General features: G+C 67.0%; 18 protein-coding genes. 3 read left to right on the top strand and 15 right to left on the bottom strand.

Features of this window, described 5'->3' with window-relative positions:
• Positions 1 to 10: 10 nt before the first annotated feature.
• The 5 genes from LMF57_RS17040 to LMF57_RS17060 form a co-directional block, all read right to left on the bottom strand.
• The gene (locus tag LMF57_RS17040) at positions 11 to 628 is read right to left on the bottom strand and encodes a DUF2242 domain-containing protein (RefSeq protein WP_208081952.1); all 618 of its coding nucleotides are present in this window, start codon (positions 626 to 628) and stop codon (positions 11 to 13) included.
• A 174-nt stretch (positions 629 to 802) separates the two neighbouring features.
• On the bottom strand, positions 803 to 2980 hold the full coding sequence (locus tag LMF57_RS17045) for a carboxy terminal-processing peptidase (protein WP_117311404.1): 2178 nt from the start codon (positions 2978 to 2980) through the stop codon (positions 803 to 805).
• 239 nt (positions 2981 to 3219) lie between these two features.
• Positions 3220 to 4230 (bottom strand): lipoyl synthase, encoded by a 1011-nt coding sequence (gene lipA / locus LMF57_RS17050; protein WP_059065144.1) that lies wholly within the window; start codon positions 4228 to 4230, stop codon positions 3220 to 3222.
• 17 nt (positions 4231 to 4247) lie between these two features.
• Positions 4248 to 4892 carry a lipoyl(octanoyl) transferase LipB gene (gene lipB / locus LMF57_RS17055; protein ID WP_223483263.1) on the bottom strand — a complete coding sequence of 215 codons (645 nt, stop codon included), beginning with the start codon at positions 4890 to 4892 and terminating at the stop codon, positions 4248 to 4250.
• A gap of 56 nt (positions 4893 to 4948) precedes the next feature.
• On the bottom strand, positions 4949 to 5227 hold the full coding sequence (locus tag LMF57_RS17060) for a YbeD family protein (protein WP_117311406.1): 279 nt from the start codon (positions 5225 to 5227) through the stop codon (positions 4949 to 4951).
• Positions 5228 to 5507: 280 nt separating this feature from the next.
• Here LMF57_RS17060 and LMF57_RS17065 point away from each other — a divergent pair, with 280 nt between their 5' ends.
• Complete coding sequence (locus LMF57_RS17065; protein ID WP_080149824.1) at positions 5508 to 6581, top strand: lipid A deacylase LpxR family protein; 1074 nt, start codon at positions 5508 to 5510, stop codon at positions 6579 to 6581.
• A gap of 132 nt (positions 6582 to 6713) precedes the next feature.
• Here LMF57_RS17065 and LMF57_RS17070 read toward each other — a convergent pair whose 3' ends face one another.
• From LMF57_RS17070 to rodA (LMF57_RS17090), 5 genes are all read right to left on the bottom strand, one after another.
• Positions 6714 to 7931: a D-alanyl-D-alanine carboxypeptidase family protein gene (locus LMF57_RS17070; protein ID WP_032975369.1), complete on the bottom strand. Its 1218-nt coding sequence runs from the start codon at positions 7929 to 7931 to the stop codon at positions 6714 to 6716.
• A gap of 102 nt (positions 7932 to 8033) precedes the next feature.
• Positions 8034 to 9278 carry a septal ring lytic transglycosylase RlpA family protein gene (locus LMF57_RS17075; RefSeq protein WP_117311407.1) on the bottom strand — a complete coding sequence of 415 codons (1245 nt, stop codon included), beginning with the start codon at positions 9276 to 9278 and terminating at the stop codon, positions 8034 to 8036.
• Complete coding sequence (mltB, locus tag LMF57_RS17080; protein ID WP_117311408.1) at positions 9275 to 10420, bottom strand: lytic murein transglycosylase B; 1146 nt, start codon at positions 10418 to 10420, stop codon at positions 9275 to 9277. Before mltB ends, LMF57_RS17075 begins: the two co-directional genes overlap by 4 nt.
• A gap of 272 nt (positions 10421 to 10692) precedes the next feature.
• Complete coding sequence (locus LMF57_RS17085; RefSeq protein WP_229290273.1) at positions 10693 to 10935, bottom strand: hypothetical protein; 243 nt, start codon at positions 10933 to 10935, stop codon at positions 10693 to 10695.
• 191 nt (positions 10936 to 11126) lie between these two features.
• Positions 11127 to 12203 (bottom strand): rod shape-determining protein RodA, encoded by a 1077-nt coding sequence (rodA, locus tag LMF57_RS17090; protein WP_208082558.1) that lies wholly within the window; start codon positions 12201 to 12203, stop codon positions 11127 to 11129.
• A 423-nt stretch (positions 12204 to 12626) separates the two neighbouring features.
• Between rodA (LMF57_RS17090) and LMF57_RS17095 the strand changes: the two genes are divergently transcribed.
• On the top strand, positions 12627 to 13037 hold the full coding sequence (locus LMF57_RS17095) for a hypothetical protein (RefSeq protein ID WP_229290274.1): 411 nt from the start codon (positions 12627 to 12629) through the stop codon (positions 13035 to 13037).
• Positions 13038 to 13348: 311 nt separating this feature from the next.
• Here the strand turns inward: LMF57_RS17095 and rodA (LMF57_RS17100) are convergent, their stop codons facing one another.
• The 5 genes from rodA (LMF57_RS17100) to LMF57_RS17120 form a co-directional block, all read right to left on the bottom strand.
• Positions 13349 to 14461 carry a rod shape-determining protein RodA gene (gene rodA / locus LMF57_RS17100; RefSeq protein ID WP_229290275.1) on the bottom strand — a complete coding sequence of 371 codons (1113 nt, stop codon included), beginning with the start codon at positions 14459 to 14461 and terminating at the stop codon, positions 13349 to 13351.
• On the bottom strand, positions 14458 to 16530 hold the full coding sequence (mrdA, locus tag LMF57_RS17105; RefSeq protein WP_229290276.1) for a penicillin-binding protein 2: 2073 nt from the start codon (positions 16528 to 16530) through the stop codon (positions 14458 to 14460). Before mrdA ends, rodA (LMF57_RS17100) begins: the two co-directional genes overlap by 4 nt.
• Before the next feature lie 3 nt (positions 16531 to 16533).
• Positions 16534 to 17019 (bottom strand): rod shape-determining protein MreD, encoded by a 486-nt coding sequence (mreD, locus tag LMF57_RS17110; protein ID WP_117311411.1) that lies wholly within the window; start codon positions 17017 to 17019, stop codon positions 16534 to 16536.
• Entirely contained in the window at positions 17016 to 18176 is a 1161-nt protein-coding gene (gene mreC, locus LMF57_RS17115) for a rod shape-determining protein MreC (protein ID WP_208081802.1), read from the bottom strand. Before mreC ends, mreD begins: the two co-directional genes overlap by 4 nt.
• Before the next feature lie 121 nt (positions 18177 to 18297).
• The gene (locus tag LMF57_RS17120; protein ID WP_017355500.1) at positions 18298 to 19344 is read right to left on the bottom strand and encodes a rod shape-determining protein; all 1047 of its coding nucleotides are present in this window, start codon (positions 19342 to 19344) and stop codon (positions 18298 to 18300) included.
• 282 nt (positions 19345 to 19626) lie between these two features.
• On the opposite strand from LMF57_RS17120, the gene LMF57_RS17125 reads away from it, so the two are divergent.
• Entirely contained in the window at positions 19627 to 20565 is a 939-nt protein-coding gene (locus tag LMF57_RS17125; RefSeq protein ID WP_059065157.1) for a carbohydrate kinase family protein, read from the top strand.
• Positions 20566 to 20625: the final 60 nt, after the last annotated feature.

Consider the following 20625-nt stretch of genomic DNA (forward strand, 5'->3'; position numbering starts at 1 on the left):
CCGCGCACGCTCAGCCCTGGTCCGTTGCTGCCGGCGCTGGTTCGGGTTCAGGCCCGGCAGGAGGCTGCGGCGACGCGGCCGGTTGCGGCTGCGGCTCTGGCTTCGCTGCCGCTGGCAGGTACTGCTGCAGGCGCTGGAAGAAGCGCCGATAGAACTCGGCATCGGTGATGGTGCTGCTGGCAACTTTCACCAGCGAGTCGTCATTGCTGCCGAACGGCAGCGACACCGAGCCCAGCGCGCCGACGCCCACGCTGGCCGAGGTCGGGCTCTTCTTCAGTGCATAGCGGTCCTGCACGGCGCTGACGAACACCAACGCCTGGCTGCCACGCGGCGCGCACGAGATACGCAGCACCAGCTGTTCATGGTCATCCTCGCGCGGCTGGAAGTTCTTGTTGCCTTCCACCTGCGCATCGTCCGAGCGTGCGATGGCATAGCCCTGGCTGAGCAGGGTGCGCCGGGCTGCTTCGCAGGCTTCGGCCGGTCGGCCATCGACGGTGCGCGAGAAGGTGTCGCCGGAGTCGAAGGACTCCCGCAACAGGCTGCTGTCGGCGGCACGACCGCCACAGGCGGTCAATGTCAGGGCACTGGTGGCTGCCAGCAGGGAAGCAGAAAGAAGGGAGGCCCGCATGGGTACTCCTGCGAAGACGGTATCGGTGAGGGTAGCCCCCTGCACGTGTGCGCCGGGTCGAAACCAGCGGGCTCGTCCTCCACCGTTGTACCCGGTTCATGCAAAAAGGGGACGGAAGGACCACGTCGTTTGTGCCACTAACGACTTGATCCCTCCGTCCCCTTTTTCGGTCAATCAGTCGGCCCAGCGGCCTGCGGCGGTGGACTGCGGCAGCACCTGCGCCGACAGCGGACGGTCGGCCTCCAGCAGGTTCACCGCGTCGGCCAGGATCGAGGCCGATTCACGCAGCAACGGATCCGGACGCTTCTCGGCGGCCTTCTCGCGGGCGGCATCCTTGACGATGTCGCGCTCGTTGCCGGTCAGGCCGTCGTCGCTGCTGTCATCGGCCAGCGGATCCAGGGCCAGGCCCAGTTCCTTGCGCACGATCTGGCGCTGCTTGCGCTGGGTATCCTGGCGCTCGCGCTCGGCGCGCCGCGTGGCTTCATTCAACGAAACATACTTCTTCGCCGCTTCGGCACGGAACTGCTCCACATCCTCGTTCCACCACTGGAATTCCTTGTCGGTGGCGATGCGCGCGTCATGGCGCGTTTCCAGCTTGGGCAGCAGCGGCGCGAAGTTGCCGTACTGGGTGTGCGGCACCGCGGCGATGCGGGTCCACGGCAGGGCATTGTCGTAGGTGCTCTCGCCGAACTCGGTGGCATCGACGCTGGCCGGGAACGCCAGATCCGGCACCACACCCTTGTGCTGGGTGCTGCTGCCGCTGATGCGGAAGAACTGGGCGATGGTCAGCTTGACCTGGCCAAAGCGCTGGGCTTCGCCGCTCGGCCAACGGTCGAGGTCGACGATGTTCTGCACCGTGCCCTTGCCGAAGCTGGTTTCACCGATGACCAGGCCGCGGCCGTAGTCCTGGATGGCACCGGCAAAGATCTCCGATGCCGAGGCCGAACCACGGTTGATCAGCACGGCCAGCGGACCGTCCCATGCCACGCCCTGGTTGCGGTCGCTGTTGACGGTGACTCGGCCACCGGATTCGCGCACCTGCACCACCGGACCCTGCTCGATGAACAGACCGGTCAGCTCGATGGCTTCATCCAGCGAACCGCCACCGTTGTTGCGCAGGTCCAGCACCACGCCGTCCAGCTTGTCGGCCTTGAAACCGGCCAGCAGCTTGGCCACGTCGCGGGTGGCCGACGCGTAATCGGTGGCGTTGCGACGACGGCCTTCGAAGTCCTGGTAGAACGTCGGCAGCTTGATCACGCCGACCTTGCGTGCCGGCTCGCCATTGACGGCCGGAATGGTCATGGTCTCGCCCTTGGCGGCCTGTTCGGCCAGGCGCACCTTCTGCCGGGTCAGCACCAAGGTGTGGTGCTTGCCGTCGACGCCCGCTTCGGCCGGAATGAACTCCAGCTTCACCTGGGTGTCCTTGGCGCCACGGATCTTGGCTACGACATCATCGATGCGCCAGCCGATCACATCTTCCACCAGCCCGGACGTGCCCTGGCCGACGCCGACGATGCGGTCACCCGGCTTCAGCGTGCCATCCACGGCCGCCGGGCCACCGGCGATGATCTCGCGGATCACCACCACGTCGTCCTGGCGCTGCAGCTGCGCGCCGATGCCTTCCAGCGACAGCGACATCGCCTGGTTGAAGTTCTCGGCGGTGCGCGGAGTGAAGTAATCGGTGTGCGGATCAACCGCGCTGGTGTAGGCGTTCATGAAGAACTGGAAAGTGTCTTCACCCTTCAGCTCGTTGACCGACTTTTCCAGGGTGGCGTAACGCTTGTCCAGCGTCTTGCGGATGTCATCGGACTTCTTGCCGGCCAGCTTCAGGCGCAGCCAGTCATTCTTCACCGACTTGCGCCACAGCTCGTCGAGCTCGGCGTTGGACGCTGCCCACGGCACGTCCTTGCGGTCGTACTCGAAGCGCTCGTCGGTGGTGAAATCCGGTTCCTGCTTCAGCAGCTTGCGCGCATAGGCCACGCGCTCGCCGACGCGCTGCTTGTAGACCGCGAACACCTGGAAGGCCGGCTCCAGCTCGCCGCCGCGGATGGCATTGGCAATGCCGGCCTGGAACGGCGCGAAGCGGGTGATGTCGGCCTGGGTGAAGTACTGCTTGCCGCCGTCCAGCGTCTCCAGGTAGCGCTTGAACACATCCTTGGAGGTGGCTTCATCGAGCGCACGCGGACGGTAAGCGTAGCGGCTGTCGGACAACAGGCCGTACACCAGCTTGGAGGTGGTCACCTGATCGGCGGTAGCCGCCGCCGGCAATGCCGGCGAGTCGGCCTTGGCCGCCAGCGCCAACGGCGCGACCAGCGCCAAGGCCATCAGGAATGCGGGGGCTTTGAATTTCATTGACGTGCTCGAAGGCGCCTTGCCAAGGGGGAGACTGCAGGGTGTTCAGACACCACGACAGTGCCGAAAGTTGCCGGGTTTGTCACCCGCCCACTTCCGGTGGAAAACCAGCCTAGCGGGGCCGGTGTAGCAAATTGTGAATGCAGGCAAAGGCCGCCGCTGCGCTCGCCGGGCATGGCCCGGCGCTACCGACACCGCGCGCACGGGGTAGCGCCGGGCCATGCCCGGCGGCAACCGCCTTACTGGACGCCGGCGCCCTTGGCCTGTACGTCGGCGTGATACGACGAGCGCACCATCGGGCCAGAGGCCACGTGGCTGAAGCCCAGCTCGTAACCGTAGACTTCCAGCGCCTTGTAGTCGTCCGGGGTCCAGTACTTCAGCACCGGGTGATGGTGCGCGGTCGGCTGCAGGTACTGGCCGATGGTGATCATGTCCACATTGTGCGCACGCAGGTCGCGCATGGTGGCCTTGATCTGTTCGAAGTCTTCGCCCAGGCCCAGCATGATGCCCGACTTGGTCGGCACGTCAGGGTGCTGCGCCTTGAAGTTCTTCAGCAGGTTCAGCGACCACTGGTAATCGGCGCCCGGGCGCACGTTGCGGTACAGGTCCGGCACGGTTTCGATGTTGTGGTTGAACACGTCCGGCGGGTTCTGCGCGAGGATCTCCAGCGCGCGCTCCATGCGGCCCTTGCCGCGGAAATCCGGGGTCAGCACTTCGATGCGGGTGCCCGGCGACTTCTCGCGGATGGCGGTGATGCAGTCGACGAAGTGCTGGGCACCGCCGTCGCGCAGGTCATCGCGGTCGACGCTGGTCACCACCACGTACTTCAGGCCCATATCGGCCACGGTCTGGCCCAGGCTGGCCGGCTCGTTGGCATCGGGCGGCTTCGGCCGGCCGTGAGCCACGTCGCAGAACGAGCAGCGGCGGGTGCAGACCTCGCCCAGGATCATGAAGGTGGCGGTGCCGTGGCCGAAGCATTCGTGGATGTTCGGGCAGCTGGCTTCCTCGCACACGGTCACCAGGCGGTTCTCGCGCAGCTTGGCTTTCAGGTTCTGCACGGCATTGCCCGAAGGAATGCGCACGCGGATCCAGGAGGGCTTGCGCAGCACCGGCACGTCGGCGAACTGCACCGGCGAACGGTTGATCTTGTCCCCACCCATCTGCTTGACCCCGGCCTGCAACGGCGCGGTGGACGGAAGCTCGGCCTGCACGATCTGCAGGGGAATGGTGCGGGCAGTGGTTTCAGTCATGGCGTTTCCGGGGGCGGTCAGGCGGCCGCAGAGAGATCAGGCAGTTCAGGCACGGGCTGCAGCAGCAGGCCGAACTGGCGGGCCAGGTGGTCCAGCAGCACCGGCTTGACGGCGTCCATCCCGGACGGACCGCCCAAGTCTAGCACCGTGGTCACCTGCAACCCCTCATAACCACAGGGGTTGATGCGGTGGAAAGGATCGAGGTCCATGGCCACGTTGAAGGCCAGGCCGTGGAAGGTGCAGCCGCGCCGCACGCGGATGCCGAGCGCGGCGATCTTGGCGCCGCCGACGTAGACGCCCGGGGCGCCGTCAAGCCGTTCGGCACCGATGTTCCATTCCGCCAGGGTGTCGATGATGGCCTGCTCGATGCGGCATACGTAGTCGCGCACACCGATGCCCAGCCGCGGCAGGCGCAGCAGCGGGTAGATCACGATCTGGCCGGGGCCGTGGTAGGTCACCTGGCCGCCGCGATCGACGTGGACCACCGGGATCTCACCCGGCGCCAGCACGTGTTCGACCTTGCCGGCCTGGCCCAGGGTGAACACTGGATCGTGCTCGACCACCCACAGCTCGTCCAGCGTGTCGTCGTCGCGCTGGTCGGTGAAACGCTGCATGGCGTGCCAGACCGGCTCGTAGGCCTGGCGCCCCAGGTCGCGCACCACTGCCGGGCGCGGCGGACGCGCCTCGGGGGCGGCCGCTTCGGCGGGACAGCTGACGGCTACACCGTCCACTTCACTTCCGGGTGGTCGCGCAGGGCCTGGTGGGCCACGTCGTACTGTTCGCGGCTCTCGGCCCGGAAGACCAGGCGCACCGAGACGTACTTGCCGTTGGACGAATGCTTCCAGCTGATGCGCTCGTTCACCACGTCAACGCCAGCAGCCAGCAGCAGGCGGGGGAGTTCATGCTCCAGGCCGCGGTTGGCCGGGCCCATCGCGCTGAGCTCGAACTGACCGGGGAACTGGAAGCCGTGTTCGGGGTTGTCGGACTTGATTTCCATGCGCCCATTATCGGGCCGCAGGGCAACAAACCCAAGAGTATTCATGTAAGCCGGCGGCCCTGCGGGCGGGCCGCTGCGTTGCAGCTGAACATCCATTCAGGCTTGGACCCACCTCCGAGGGCCCCTGCCCCATCGCTGCGGCTTCACCTGCGGTAACCGATTGTATCGATCAGACAATGTTGTTTTCGGAACAGACAAGTGATCCCAGCGCGCTCGTTCCATCACAGCGCCGGGAGTACCGTGTCGTTGCATAAAACGACAGACAAAAGCCCCCTTCCCGATGATCATCCCATCCATGCGCCACCTCGCATCCTTTGGATTGTCCGGCCTGCTGGCCACCGCCCTCCCCCTTTCCGCCTACGCAGCCGAGCAATGCGGCCCGGACGCGATGCGCGAGCATCCGCCGCAGGTCAATTTCCGCGTCGACAACGACCTGTTCGGCGGCCGCCACCAGGACCAGGGCTATACCAACGGCGCCCAGCTGACCCTGGTCTCGCCCAACCTGGTCGATTACACCGACGACCCGTGCCTGCCGCGCCTGGCGCGCTGGGTGAACAGCCACCTGGAGGCACTGCACCCGGGCAGGTTCGAACAGCAGAACATGATCTTCAGCCTGGCCCAGGGCATCTTCACCCCCACCGATTTCACCCGGAAGGACCTGATCGAAGACGACCGCCCGTATGCGGGCGTGCTGGTGGCCAGCTTCGGCTACAACGCACGCAGCGGCGACCACCTGCAGACCACCCAGCTGACCCTGGGCGTGGTGGGCCCGTGGGCGCAGGGCCGGCAGGTGCAGAACGCGGTGCACGACGTGCTGGGGGATGAGAAGTTCCAGGGCTGGGACAACCAGCTGCACAACGAACCGGTGTTCATGCTGACCCACGAGCGCATGCGCCGCTGGCCGGGCGATGCCAGCATCAATGCCGATGGCTGGGGCTGGGATGCGATCAGCCACTACGGCGGCTCGATCGGCAACCTGGAAACCAAGGCCAACGTCGGCGGCGAAGTGCGTTTCGGCTGGAAGCTGCCCGACGACTTCGGCAGCACCCCGCTGCGCCCGGCCGGCGAGAACACCGCGCCGACCCGGGGGGGCAAGCCCAGTGGCTGGTCGTGGCACATGTTCGCCACCACCGATGCGGCGTGGGTGATCCGCGATATCACCCTGGACGGCAACACGTTCCGCAACAGCCACAGCGTGGACAAGCGCCACGTGGTCGCCTACGGCGGTTACGGCGTGGCAGTGATGCGCGGCCGCTGGAAGTTCGCGGTAGCCCGCTACCACAGCACCCGCGAGTTCAATGGCCAGCGCGAAGCCCCGGTGTTCGGCAGCTTCACCATCAGCCGCTCGCTGTAAGCGAGGGGCTGCGTCCGCCGGGCATGGCCCGGCGCTACCCGATCGCCGGTAGCGCCGGGCCATGCCCGGCGGGATCCCACGAAAAAGGCCGGCATTCGCCGGCCTTTTCCATTCACCGCAGCAGGCTGCGGATCATTCCGATTCCCACCACATCCAGAAGCTGTCCCACAGGCGCTTGAAGAAGCCGGCCTGCTCGACGGCGGCCACAGCCACCAGCGGCGCTTCGGCCACCAGCTTGCCATCCAGGGTGACCTTGACGGTGCCGATCTGCTGGCCAGCGGTGAACGGCGCTTCCAGGGTCTTGGGCACGTCGATGCTCGGCTTCAGGTCGTTGTAGCGACCGCGCGGCACGCTGACCAGCATCGGCTGCGCCACGCCCAGCTGCACCTTGTCGGTGGTGCCCTTCCATACCTTGTGCTCGGCCACGGCCTTGCCCGGCTCGTACAGGCGGTGGGTCTCGAAGAAGCGGAAGCCCCAGTTCAACAGGGCCAGGCTGTCATCGGCGCGCTGCTTTTCCGACGCGCCACCCAGCACCACCGCGACCAGGCGCTGGTCACCGCGCTGGGCCGAGCTCATCAGGCAGTAGCCGGCCTCGGAGGTGTGGCCGGTCTTGATGCCGTCCACGCTGCCATCGCGCCACAACAGCAGGTTGCGGTTGGGCTGCTTGATGGTGCCGACCTGGAATTCCTTGATCTTGTTGTACGCGTAGGTTTCCGGGTAGTCGCGCACCATCGCGCGGCCCAACAGGGCCAGGTCGTAGGCGCTGCTGTGATGGCCCGGGGCGGTCAGGCCGTGGGCGTTCACGAAGTGCGAGTTCTTCATGCCGATCTTGGCGGCGTAGCTGTTCATCAGCGAAGCGAAGGCTTCTTCGCTGCCGGCCACGTGCTCGGCCAGGGCGATCGCGGCGTCATTGCCGGACTGGATCGCCATGCCCTTTTCCATGTCTTCCAGGCGTGCGGTCTGGTTGACCGGGAAGCCGCTGTAGCTGCCGTCGGTGCCGGCGCCACCTTCGCGCCAGGCGCGTTCGCTCATCATCACCTGGTCATCGGGACGGACCTTGCCGTTCTTGACCTCGGCGGCGATCACGTACGACGTCATCACCTTGGTGATGCTGGCCGGGGCCAGCTGTTCGTTGATGTTCTCGCCTGCCAGCACCTGGCCGGTGGCGTAGTCCATCAGCACCCAGGCCTTGGAAACGCTGGGTGCAGGCGCCGGCGGCGTGGCCACGGTGGCGGGGGCAGCAGCGGCGGCAGGCGCCGGGGTGGCCGGGGTCGGCAGCGGCGTCTGGGCGGAGGCCAGGCCCACCACCAGGGTGGCGGCCAGGGCAGTGGCGGCGGAACGGAAATTCATGGGACAGCAGGCTCCAGGGGACGGCCGGAAAATGAAGGATGGGGCGAGGTGGCCATTGTAAGGCCGAGGTGGCAAGGGCCGGCAGCACCGGCCCGGGCGGAATCAGTCCTTGACGATCTGTGGCGAGCCAAAGCCCAGACCCGAGATGCGCCCGGCAAGTTCCGCCGCGCTGGCATGGTCGCTGGCGGGTACCCGCAGGCGCCACAGGGTACGACCACCGGCAGCGATGTCGCTGATGGTGGCACCGACGATGCCGGCAGCGTTGAGCTGGCCCATCGCCCGGTTGGCGTTGTCGCGGTTGGAGAAGCTGGCGACCTGCAGCATCACCGCGCCCACCACCTTCTGCGACAAGCTGGGGCTGCTGGCCGGGGCCGGGCTGCGCGGCATGGCGGTGGCCACGACCGGCGCTGCCGGACGCGACGCGGGTGCACTGGGCGGCAGGCTGCTGACCGCCACTTCCGGCATCGTGCTGACAGCGGCCTGGGTGGTAGCCGGCTGGCCGCGCTCGGGAGCGGCGTCGGCCGGCAGGCGCTTGACCAGGCGATCGATGTCACTGTCGGCAACTGCGCGTGCGGCGGGTACAGGGCGCGCGCTGGCGACGGCAGCGGTGGCCGCAGCCGCTTCCGCAGCACGGCGTTCGCGGCGCGAGGGCTTCTGCGCCATCAGGTTGCCTTCGCCCGGCTGCAGCGCGCGCACTTCCACGTTGCCGGTACCGCGCTGGGTGATGCCCAGGCGCACAGCGGCGGCGTAACTGAGATCGACCACGCGGCCATCGTGGAACGGGCCACGATCATTGACGCGCACGATCACCGATTCGCCGTTGTCCAGGTTGGTCACGCGGGCGAAGCTGGGCAGCGGCAGGGTCTTGTGCGCAGCGGTGAACTGGTACATGTCGTAGACCTCGCGGTTGGAGGTCAGGCGGCCATGGAACTTGGCGCCGTAGTACGAAGCGGTGCCGCGTTCAACGTAGTTGCGGGTGTCGTCGAGCACCTTGTACTGCTTGCCCAGCACGACGTAGGGCGACTTGTTGCCGATCGCCGAGCGATCCTCATTGGTCACCACCGGCTCGGGAATACAGGCCACGTTGGGCACGTAACTGGGCGTGGTGTCTTTCACGCCGGGCTTGTACAGGCCACCGGCGGTGTAGTTGCCACGGGTGGACAGGTCCTCGGTGGCCGCCGCGTACGGCGAGCCCTCCGGACAATGCGCCGGACGCCCATCCTTGCCCTGCACCACCGTGCCGGACGGCTTGCCACCGTGGCCGGCGGTCGCCGGCTTTTTCGGCGCGCTGCTGCAGGCGGCCAGCGCGAGGACGATCAATCCAGGGACCAGCCATCTGATGTTCATGCCGGGGGCAGCTCCTGTCCGGCAATGGCCTGCGACAACTGGAACACGGCCATCGCGTACATCTTCGAGAGGTTGTAGCGGGTGATTGCGTAGTAGTTCTGGAAGCCCAGCCAGTACTGCTTGCCGGTGCTGCCTTCAAGGGTGATCGGGGTGGCGGTGGCACCGGGCTGCACCGCCGCGCTGGGCTGGTAGCCGCGCTGGGCCAGGTCGGCCAGCGACCAGGTGGGCATCCACTCGGTCGGGTTGAACTCCTCGCGGCCGGCGGCGAGCGTGGCCGGCACGGCAACCTGGCCGCCGCGCACCCAGCCGCCCTTCTTCACGAAGTAGTTGGCGATGGACGAGAACACGTCGTCGTAGCTGGTGAACAGGTCACGGCGACCATCGCCGTTGCCGTCCACAGCGTAATCCAGATAGCTGGAGGGCATGAACTGGCCCATGCCCATCGCACCGGCGTAGCTGCCCTTGAGCGTGGTGATGTCCAGCTTTTCCTCGCGGCCCAGCTCGAACAGCTTGGCCAGTTCATCGCGGAAGAACAGCTCGCGGCGCACTTCGCGCTCCAGCTTGGCCGGGTCGCCACTGCGCGGGTAATAGAAGGCCAGGGTGTACAGCGCATCGAGCACGCGATGGCTGCCGGCATTCTTGCCGTAGCTGGTTTCCACGCCGATGATCGCCACGATCACTTCCGCCGGTACGCCGGTGCGCTGCTGCACACGGTCCAGTTCGGCGCGATGCTGGGCAAGAAACGCCTTGCCGCCATCGATGCGTGCCTTGCTGATGAACATCGGCCGGTATTCGTTCCACGGCTTGACCCGTTCGGCCGGCCGCGACATGGCGGCGATGATCGGCTGGCGCACCTGCGCCTGGTCGAGCACGTTGCGGATCTCGTCGGGCTTGAGGCCGTAGCGCTTGGCAGTGTCGGCAATGAATCTGGCGCGCGCGGTTTCGAACGGCACCGGGGTGAGATCGACCGGTGCTGCCGTGGCCGCGGTCGCTTCCGGCGCGGCCTCGGCCGGGCCGTGGGGCTTGGCCGCCGGGTGGCGCGGCGTACTGCTGGCCTGTGGCGAAGTCGGTGGGGACGTCGGCTGGGTCGCGCAGGCGACCAGGCCGAGGGTGAGCATGCAGGCCAGAGAACGTCGAATCATCACCGCAGATTAGCAGGTCATGGATGAATTAAAACCCCTAACACCATGAATCACAACGATTTGCACGCGTTCAGTGCGAAATGTGAAGACGTTGTGATTGACCTGCCCCATTCAGGCAGAGGTTGCCGGTTGCGTCCCCATCCCCGCAGACGCAACCGGCCGCCGGACCCGGTCGGTACCTGCGCGGCTGCCGCTCCCCAGTGGCAGTACTCCGCGCTCCCTGTACCCGTTGGATCAGTACTGCTTTCCCATCCGACGCCCCTCGCGCTGCATCAAAGACGGCGCGCCATGCCGAACGGGCCGCCATTGTGCAGGCCGATTGCGACAAGTCCATTGATCAGGATCAACGCGGCGTCAAAATGTGAATTGGCGCCCACTTTTAATGGAACTTCGTCAGCGGCGATGCTGCTGTGCGGCGTTGTGGGAACGATTACAGAAATGCGCTTGCGCAGATTCATGCGCGCATCGGCGGCGAAGGTCGGCGAACGGCGCAGCCCCTCGTGGGTGGGCGCCAAGCGATTCATCCAGGGTTGGCCGGGCGGGTGGGTAGTGCGGGGTGTCCGCGGCATGGATGCCGCGGCCAAGCCCCCAGGGATGGGTTCACGGCGTCCCCGCACTATCCACCCGCCCGGCCAGCCCTCAGCAATCCAGCTTTCCACGACCCACCCGCCCCCACCCACGAGGGGCTGCGCCGTTGGCTGGAAACCTACGCGTGCACCGGCCGATGCCCCCGCACCGCCATCACCAGCCCGATCCCCGCCAGCAACGACACCGCCGAGGTGCCGCCATAACTGATCAACGGCATCGGAATGCCCACCACCGGCAGCAAGCCGGAAATCATCCCGCCGTTGACCAGCACGTACACGAAGAACGCCAGGCCGAGGCTGCCTGCCAACAACCGCGCGTGCGTGTCGCGTGCCTGCACCGCGATCGACAGGCAACGCCCGACCACGAACAGATACAGCGCGAACACCGTCACCACGCCAATCCAGCCGAATTCCTCGGCCAGCACCGAGAACGCGAAATCGGTGGTGTACTCGGGCAGGAAATCCAACGTCGCCTGCGTGCCGTGCCCCCAGCCCCTGCCCTGCAGGCCACCCGAGCCGATGGCGATGCGCGACTGCAGGATGTTCCAGCCGGTGCCCAACGGATCGGCAGCCGGATCCAGGAAGGTCAGCACGCGATTCTTCTGGTATTGCCGCAGCAGCCCGAACCAGGCCAACGGCGCAGCCACCGACACCGCGCCCAGTCCGGCCGCCACCCAGCGCCACTGCAGGCCCGCCAGCAGCAGGGCGAACACGCCGCTGGCGGTGACCAGGGTGGCGGTACCGAGATTGGGTTGCATCAGGATCAGCAGCGCTGGCACCCCGATCAGTACTGCGGCCGTCAGCACCGTGCGCGGCGATGGCGGCAGAGGCTGGCGGTGCAGATACCAGGCCATCATCAACGGCAGGCTGAGCTTGAGCAGTTCCGAAGGCTGCAGGTAGAACACGCCGAGGTTGAGCCAGCGCTGCCCGTATTTGCCGGTGCCGATCACGTACACCGCCATCAACGGCAGCATCGACAGTGCATAGATCGCCGGCGTCCACGCGCGCAGGCGCAGCAGCGAAACCCGCGACAGCAGCCACATCGCCACCAGGCCACCGGCAAAGCGCATCGCCTGCCCGTGCACCGGCCCGTTCACGCTGTGCAGCACCGCCAGGCCTGCGCCCATCAGGATCAACAACGCGATCAGCAACGGCAGATCGATCGTGCGCAGCGCCTCACGGCAGCCACCAAGCATTCGTTTCCATTTCACCGGCGGCACGGTAGCAACCGGCGCTTTCGCGAAGCTGTCAGCGCTGTTTGACGCTATCGACTCCTTCGGCGACAACTGCCTTGGGCGCCCGGATTTTCCGGGTTTCAAGCAATTCTGATTGGAGCCGCAAGGGCCCCGTGCACATCATGTGCGGCCACCGACAACGGGTGGCACGGGACTCCAATCCCGTTTGATAGATGCGTTGTTTACGCTTGCCAGCCGGCGTCGCTTTTTCCTTGTTGAGCGGCGTCGGCTGGCAATCCGTCCGTGCGTCTTTGGCGGGCGGTGCGTGGAGGGCCTCGTGCCCGGCGGCGTTCCAGCGTCTATCACCGGTATTGGAGCCACGCATCGCCTGCCACCCTCGCCTCCACGCGGGGTGGCCCTTGCCGACCGCACGAGGACCTCGCCATGTCCGCTTCCACCTACCCGTACCTGTTCGCCACGCTGGGCGAGGCTGCTCACCAGCTGCCGCATGACATCGCCCGCGCGCTGGAAACCACGCTCACGGCAACGCAGGCCGCCAACGCGCCCGGCGGCCCTACCCTGCTGGACTGCCTGCAGCGCATCCGCCAGGTGGAAGCGGCAGATGGCCAGCCGTGGCCGAGCAAAGGGCGAACGCAGGCGCAGTGCATGGCGATGGCGCGCATCGACCGCGCCAATGCCGGGCTGACCTTCCTGCTGGAACTACTGCACGCCAGCGAACGCGTGCGCGTGGACGGGGACGACACGCAGCATCTGCCCGACGACGCCCGCGAAGGCCTGCTGCTGGCCTGCCGAGGCCTGTCGGAATATGTGAATGTGCAGTTGCAGGCCGCGTAATGCGCACGTCGCTGTGCCCTCGCCTGCCTCTCGTACAGCGCATGCCGGCCCTGAGCCGAGCATGGCTCGGCACTACAAAGAGCGAAGCGACCCGCTTCTGCTCTGCTTTATTTCTCTTTGCGTGGGTGGCCACCGCAGGAAACTGTCAGAGGCCGGGCGGGGTGGGTTCGCGGGGGTGTCCGCGGCATGGATGCCGCGGCCAAGCCCCCAGGGATGGGTTCACGGCGTCCCCCGCGAATCCACCCCGCCCGGCCAACCACGGCTGTTGCTTTCAGCAACCACCCACGAGGGGCTGCGCCGATGGCTGGAAACTAGCCGTAACCGCCATGCACCGGATTGTGACGACGCACCGCCATCACCAACCCGAACCCCGCCAGCAGCGACACCGCCGACGTACCGCCGTAACTGATCAACGGCATCGGCACCCCCACAACCGGCAGCAGGCCGGAAATCATCCCGCCGTTCACCAGCACATAGACGAAGAACGCCAGACCCGTGGCACCCGCCAGCAGGCGTGAGTACGAATCGCGCGACTGGCTGGCGATCCACAGGCAGCGCCCGATCACCACCAGATACAACGTCAGCACCAGCGCCACGCCGATCCAGCCGAACTCCTCGCTCAACACCGAGAACGCGAAGTCGGTGGTCTGCTCGGGAATGAAATTCAGGTGCGACTGCGAGCCTTCGCCCCAGCCCTTGCCGTCGAAACCGCCGGAACCGATGGCGATCTTCGACTGGATGATGTTCCAGCCCGCGCCCAGCGCGTCCATTTCCGGGTCGAGGAACATCATGATGCGGTCCTTCTGGTACGGCCGCAGCAGCCAGAACCAGGCGACCGGCGCCACCGCTGCCACACCGCCCACGCCCAGTCCCACCCACCACCACGGCAGGCCCGCCAGCAGCAACACGAACACACCACTGGCGGCGATCAGCACGCCGGTGCCGAAGTCCGGCTGCAGCATCACCAGCCCGGTCGGCACACCGATGATCACCATCGCCACCAGCACGGTGTTCAAGCGCGGCGGCAGCGGCATCCTGTGCAGGTACCAGGCCACCATCATCGGCAGGCTGACCTTGAGCAGTTCGGCCGGCTGCAGGTAGAAGAACTTCAGGTCCAGCCACTGCCGGCCGTACTTGCCCGTGCCCAGCACGAACACCGCCAGCAACGGGATCATCGAGATGGCGTAGATCAGTGGCGTGGCCGAGCGGATGCGCAGGATCGGCGCCCGCGAAATGCCCCACATCGCCGCCAGACCCACGGCAAAACGCACGCCCTGCGCCATCACCAGGCCATCGCCGCCAGCACTCTTCAACGTCGCCAGGCCGATCACCATCAGCGCGCCCAGGGCCAGGCACAGCAGCCAGTCGAGGCTGCTGAAGAACCGCTGCAGCATTTCCCCGGCCCAGCGCAGGAACGCGCTCATCGGGCGCCCTCCGCAGCAACCGTGGGACGTGACGTGGCCGGCAGTGCCGCAGAAGGATGCGTGGCCGGAGCAGGTGCCGGTGCCGGCGGCGGTACACCGACCACGACCGCATGCTCGCCCAGCTGCGCCGCAGCCGCGTCGCCGGCCTGGCGCGCACCCACGTCTTCGTTGTCGAACGCGGTGGCGCCGATCGCGGTCGTACCGCGTTCGCTGTCCAGCGGCTGCATGCCTTCGGGCATCTTGCCCAGCAGCCAGGCATCGAACACCTTGCGAGCGATCGGCGCAGCTGCCGAACCACCGTAGCCGCCGCCCTCCACGGCAATCGCCACGGCGATGACCGGGTTGTCGGCTGGTGCGAAGCCGACGAACAGCGCGCGATGGCGCAGGTGCATCGGCAGGCTCTTCGGATTCACCGCGGCGGTACCGCGGCGGCTGATCACCTGTGCGGTACCGGTCTTGCCCGCCATCACATACGGTGCGCCGGCCGCTGCGCGCGCGCCGCTGCCACCGGGCTGCATGGTGCCCATCATGCCCTCGCGCACGGCCTGCAGGTTGCTCGGGGTCGGGCTGATCGGCTTGCTCTCGCCCTGCGGCATGGGCGTCCAGTCCGCATCGAAGCCGGCGCGCTGCTGCATCACCAGGTGCGGCTGGCGCAGCTGCCCGTTGGCAATGCCGGCCACGCCGTGCACCAGCTGCAACGGGGTGACCTTCCAGTCGCCCTGGCCGATGCTGGCGTTGACGGTGTCGCCGGGATACCAGCGCTCCTTGCGTGATTTGTACTTCGATGCCGGCGACGGCAGGATGCCGCCGATCTCGCCGGTCAGGTCGATGCCGGTCGGCTGGCCGAAGCCGTAGTAGCCCATGTAGTGGTCGAAACGCTCGATGCCCATGTCCAGGGCCAGCTTGTAGTAGTACGTGTTGACCGACTGGGTGATCGACTTGCGCAGATCGGTCCAGCCATGGCCGCCACGGTTGGCATCGCCCCAGCCCCGCGAGGTGCCGGGCAGGTAGAACATGCCGGTGGAAAGAATCTTGTCTTCGGGCCGGCGCACCCCGCTGTCCAGGCCGGCCAGGCCGATCAGTGGCTTGATGGTCGAACCGGGGGCCACGCCACCCAGCACCAGGCGGTTGAACTGCGGCCGCGAGGGATTCTCATTGAGCGCCTTGAAGTCGGCGTGCGAGATGCCATTGACGAACAGGTTGGCGTCGTACGACGGGAGGCTGACCATCGCCAGCACTTCGCCGGTGCGCGGGTCCATCGCCACCGCGGCACCTTCGAACTCGCCGAAGGCGGCCACCATCGCCCGTTGCAGGTCGGCATCGATCGACAGCCGCAGGTCGGCGCCGGACTGCGCGGCGACACGGCCGATGGTGCGGATCGCGCGGCCCTGCACGTTGGTCTCGACCTGTTCGTAGCCGACCTTGCCGCGCAGCTCCTGCTCGTAATAGCGCTCCAGGCCGGACTTGCCGATGTGGGTCAGCGCGGCATTGCCCTCGCCGAGGATCTCCAGGTCCTTGTCGTCGACCCGGCCGACGTAGCCGATGATGTGCGCGAACAGGTCGCCATAGGGATAGCGACGGGTCAGGTACGGTTCCAGCTCGACGCCGGGAAAGCGCCAGCGGTCCACGGCGAAGCGCGCCATTTCCTCATCGCTCATGCGCAGCTTCAGCGTGACCGGCAGGAACTTGCGGCGCGCCTTGCGCGACTTGTTGAACGCTTCCAGCTCTTCCGGACTGATCTGGATGATCTTCGCCAGCCCTTCCAGGGTGGCGTCCATGTCCTTGACCTTGTCCGGGGTGATGTCCAGGCGGAACGCCGGCACGTTCTCGGCCAGCAGGCGGCCGTTGCGGTCGTAGATCATGCCGCGCCCGGGCACCACCGGCCGCGGCTTGATGCGGTTGGCTTCGGAGCGGGTGGCGTAGATGTCGTGGTCCAGCACCTGCAGCTTGAAGTACCAGCCGCCCAGGCCCAGCAGGCAGACCAGTACGCCGAAGAAGCCCAACGCCGCACGGCGCCGGAACTGTTCGGCTTCTGCGTGCGGATTCTTGACCTGGCGGCGCGGCAGCATGGCTCAGCGTCCGCGCTTGCCGAAGCGCACCGCGTCCAGCAGCACGAACACCAGCGGCCACAGGCCCATGCCCAGCAACGGTGCCCACCAGTACGACCACGGCAGGGTCGGCTCGCCCACCAGGATATGGACCAGCGCGCTGACGATGCGATCGTTGAACAGCAGGCCGCCGATGGCCAGCATCTGCTGCGACATCGGGAAGAAGCGGATGCGCGCGCGGAAGCGCTGCAGGATGAAGGCCAGCATCACCAAGCGCAGCGCTTGTTCGCCCAGCACCCCGCCATACAGGAGGTCAGCGACGACACCGCTGGCGAAGGCGATGCCGAGGCCGACCCGCTCGGGCGTTTCGATGACCCAGTAGGCCAGCACCAGCGCCAGCCAGTACGGACGCAGCGGCTGCAGCAGCGCCGGCAACGGCAGCAGGCCCAGCAGCAGGGCCACCACCAGGCTGGCCGGCAGCACCCAGCGGTTGTCGCGAAGGCGGCTCATCGCTGCGCCTCCGGCTGCGGTTGGGTGGGCTGCGGTTGAGTTTGCTGCGGTTGCCGGCCAGCGGCCGGCACTACCGGGGAGCTGGCTGGGGGAGAGCCCCCCTCTTGTTGAGGGGGGCGCGCCGAAGGCGCGGGGGTAAGGGAGGATGCGCGGGCAGCCGGGCTCGTCGCAGACGAGGACGGCTGCCGGCCAGCGGCCGGCACTACCGGGGTAGCCTGCGTTGCTGCAGGCGCGGTGCCGGTCGGCAGCGTTGTGGCATCGGCCGGGCCACCGGGAGCGGCCTGTTCCATCTGCAGGCGCAGGTTCGGCGGAATACGGATCGCCGCGCCGGGGCGCAGCAGCAGCACGTCGCGGCCGCGATCAAGCTGTGCGGCCGGCTTCAGTTCGCCCACCAGGAAGGCGTGGGTATCGTCCGGGCGCAGGCCGGTGATGGTGCCGACCGGGAACCCGGCCGGGAACCGGCCACCAAGACCGGACGTGACGATCTCGTCGCCCACTTCCACGCCGGCGCTGAGCGGGATGTCACGTAGTTCCAGCTTGTCACCGCGGCCGTAGACGATCAGGCGCACGCCATTGCGGGCCACGGTCACTGGCACCGCATGGTCGGGATCGGTCAACAACAGCACGGTGGCGTTGCCACCGGTCACGCTGATCACCTGCCCCATCAGGCCACCGGCGTCGATCACCGCCTGGCCGACGTGCACGCCTTCGCGGCTGCCAGCGTCCAGCACCAGCCGTTGTTTGACCGGGTCCAGGTCGATGTCCAGGATCGGCGCCAGCTGCACGTCCAGGCCACTGCGCTCGGCCACGTTCAGCAGTTCGCGCAGCTGCGCGTTGTCCAGAGCGGCGGTCTGCAGGCGGGTCAGGCGGGCGTTGGCCAGCAGCAGCTGGTTGCGCAGCTCACGGTTTTCGGTCACCAGCTGGCCGTGGCTGGCAGCGGTGTCACGCACCTGGCCGCCGAGCTTGCCGGGCAGGCCGGCCAGCGCCCACACCGGCTGCACCAGGCTGTTGGCCTGCTCGCGCAGGCGCGCCAGCCAGCCGGCCTGGTCATCGAGGACGATCAAGGTGATTGCCAGTGCGAGATAGGCCAGCAGCCGCAGCGGGCTGGCGGCATCACCGGATCGGGAAGCGACGGGAGGTCCGGCGTAGGGCGGCACGGCAACGATTCAACTGGCAGAAGGCGGAAGGGAAACACGCGGGCGCCCCGCCGGTGCCGACCCGCCAACGTGGCGGGCCGCACCCCGGAGGGGCGCTGCGGGCGCAAGCAGCCGGGACGGCTTATTCCGGCGCAAAGAACTCGTTGCCGTGCATGTCCACCAGTTCCAGCGCACGACCGCCACCACGGGCCACGCAGGTCAGCGGGTCATCGGCCACCTGCACGTGCAGGCCGGTTTCCTCGGAGATCAGGCGGTCCAGGTCGCGCAGCAGGGCGCCACCACCGGTCAGCACGATGCCGCGCTCGGCGACGTCGGCACACAGTTCCGGCGGGGTCTGCTCCAGCGCCAGCTTGACCGCGCTGACGATGCCCGACAGCGGCTCGTGCAGGGCTTCGAGCACCTCGTTGGAACTGATCTTGATCATCTTCGGCACGCCCTCGGCGAGGTTGCGGCCGGAGATTTCCATCTCGATCACTTCCGCCTGCGGGTAGGCACAGCCCAGTTCGACCTTGATGCGTTCAGCGGTGGCTTCACCGATCAGCATGCCGTGGTTGCGGCGCACGTAGTTGGTGATCGACTCGTCGAAGCGGTCGCCGCCGATGCGCACCGAGGCGGAATAGACGATGCCGTTGAGCGAGATCACCGCCACTTCGGTGGTGCCGCCGCCGATGTCGATGACCATCGAACCACGGGCTTCGGTGACCGGCATGCCGGCGCCGATCGCGGCTGCCATCGGTTCTTCGATCAGGAACACGTCGCGGGCACCGGCCTCCTCGGCCGATTCCTTGATGGCGCGGCGCTCGACCTGGGTCGAACCGGCCGGCACGCAGACCAGCACGCGCGGGCTCGGGCGCAGGAAGCGCGACTTGTGCACCTTCTTGATGAAGTGCTTGAGCATCGCCTCGGTGTAGGTGAAGTCGGCGATGACGCCATCCTTCATCGGGCGGATGGTGGTGATGTGGCCCGGGGTACGGCCGAGCATCTGCTTGGCCTCGGCGCCGACGGCAGCCACGGAGCGGGTACCGCCGATGGCACGGTCCTGGCGCACGGCGACCACGGACGGCTCGTTCAGCACGATTCCCTGCCCACGCACATAGATGAGGGTGTTGGCCGTGCCCAGGTCGATGGACAGGTCATTGGAGAACATGCCGCGCAGTTTCTTGAACATCTGGGAGTTGATCCTGAGGGGTGTCGCGCCCAACGCGGGATGGCGAAAAAATGGGCAGAAATCGAGGTCGACAAGCCTAGCAACCCGCCTGCCGCCGAGCAAGGAGAAAACTAGCTGAACCCGCGCCTTCACAGGCTTTCGGCCTGATCGGGCATCACCCGGTTCTGGCCCTGAGCGGCACCAGCGGGTAACCTTTGCGCCGTCGGGCGCCCAAGGGCGCCGTTTGCTTGCCTGCCGAAGTGGGCCGGCCCACCCCAAAATTCACCGCATAGGCTTACATCGATGTCCGCTCTGATCTGTGGTTCTCTTGCCTTCGACACCATCATGGTGTTTCCGGACCAGTTCAAGAATCACATCCTGCCGGACAAGGTGCACATCCTGAACGTGTCATTCCTGGTGCCGCGCATGCGCCGCGAGTTCGGCGGCTGCGCCGGCAACATCGCCTACAACCTGCACCTGCTGGGTGGCGACCCGATTCCGATGGGCACGGTGGGTTCGGACTTCGGCCCGTACCGCGAACACTTCGATGCGCTGGGTATCGACCTCACCCGCGTGCGCGTGATCGATGAGCTGTTCACCCCGCAGGCGTTCATCACCACCGACCACGACAACAACCAGATCACCGCCTTCCACCCGGGCGCGATGATGCGTTCCTACGAAAACCACGTCCGCGACGTGCCGGGCGTCAGCCTGGGCCTGGTCGGCCCGGACGGCCGCGAAGGCATGATCCAGAATGCGCTGGAATTCCACGAAGACGGCGTGCCGTTCATCTTCGACCCGGGCCAGGCGATGCCGCTGTTCAACGGCCCGGAACTGCGCGAGTTCATCGAGCAGGCCGATTACGTGGTGGTCAACGACTATGAGTCGAACCTGCTGCAGGAACGCACCGGCTGGAACGAAAAAGAGATCGTCAGCCGGGTCAAGGCCTACATCACCACCCGCGGCCCGAAGGGCGCGGTGATCCACACCCCGGAAAAGAGCTACGACATCCCGCCGGCGCACGAGCGCCGCGTGGTTGATCCGACCGGCTGTGGCGATGCGTTCCGCGCTGGCCTGATCTACGGCATCCAGAAGGGCTTCGACTGGCTGACCATCGGCCGCATGGGCAACCTGATGGGCGCGCTGAAGGTCGAGCACCCGGGCACCCAGAACCAGCGCTTCACCTTCGATGAGTTCAACGAGCAGTTCAAGCAGCAGTTCGGCTACGCGTTGAACGCGTAATCGAACTGCCCGCGCATTCCACCCGATGCGCCGGGGGGAGTGCTACTGGTAGGTGTCGAC

It is taken from the genome of Stenotrophomonas sp. SI-NJAU-1, from assembly GCF_020883215.1.
GTDB lineage: Bacteria > Pseudomonadota > Gammaproteobacteria > Xanthomonadales > Xanthomonadaceae > Stenotrophomonas > Stenotrophomonas indicatrix.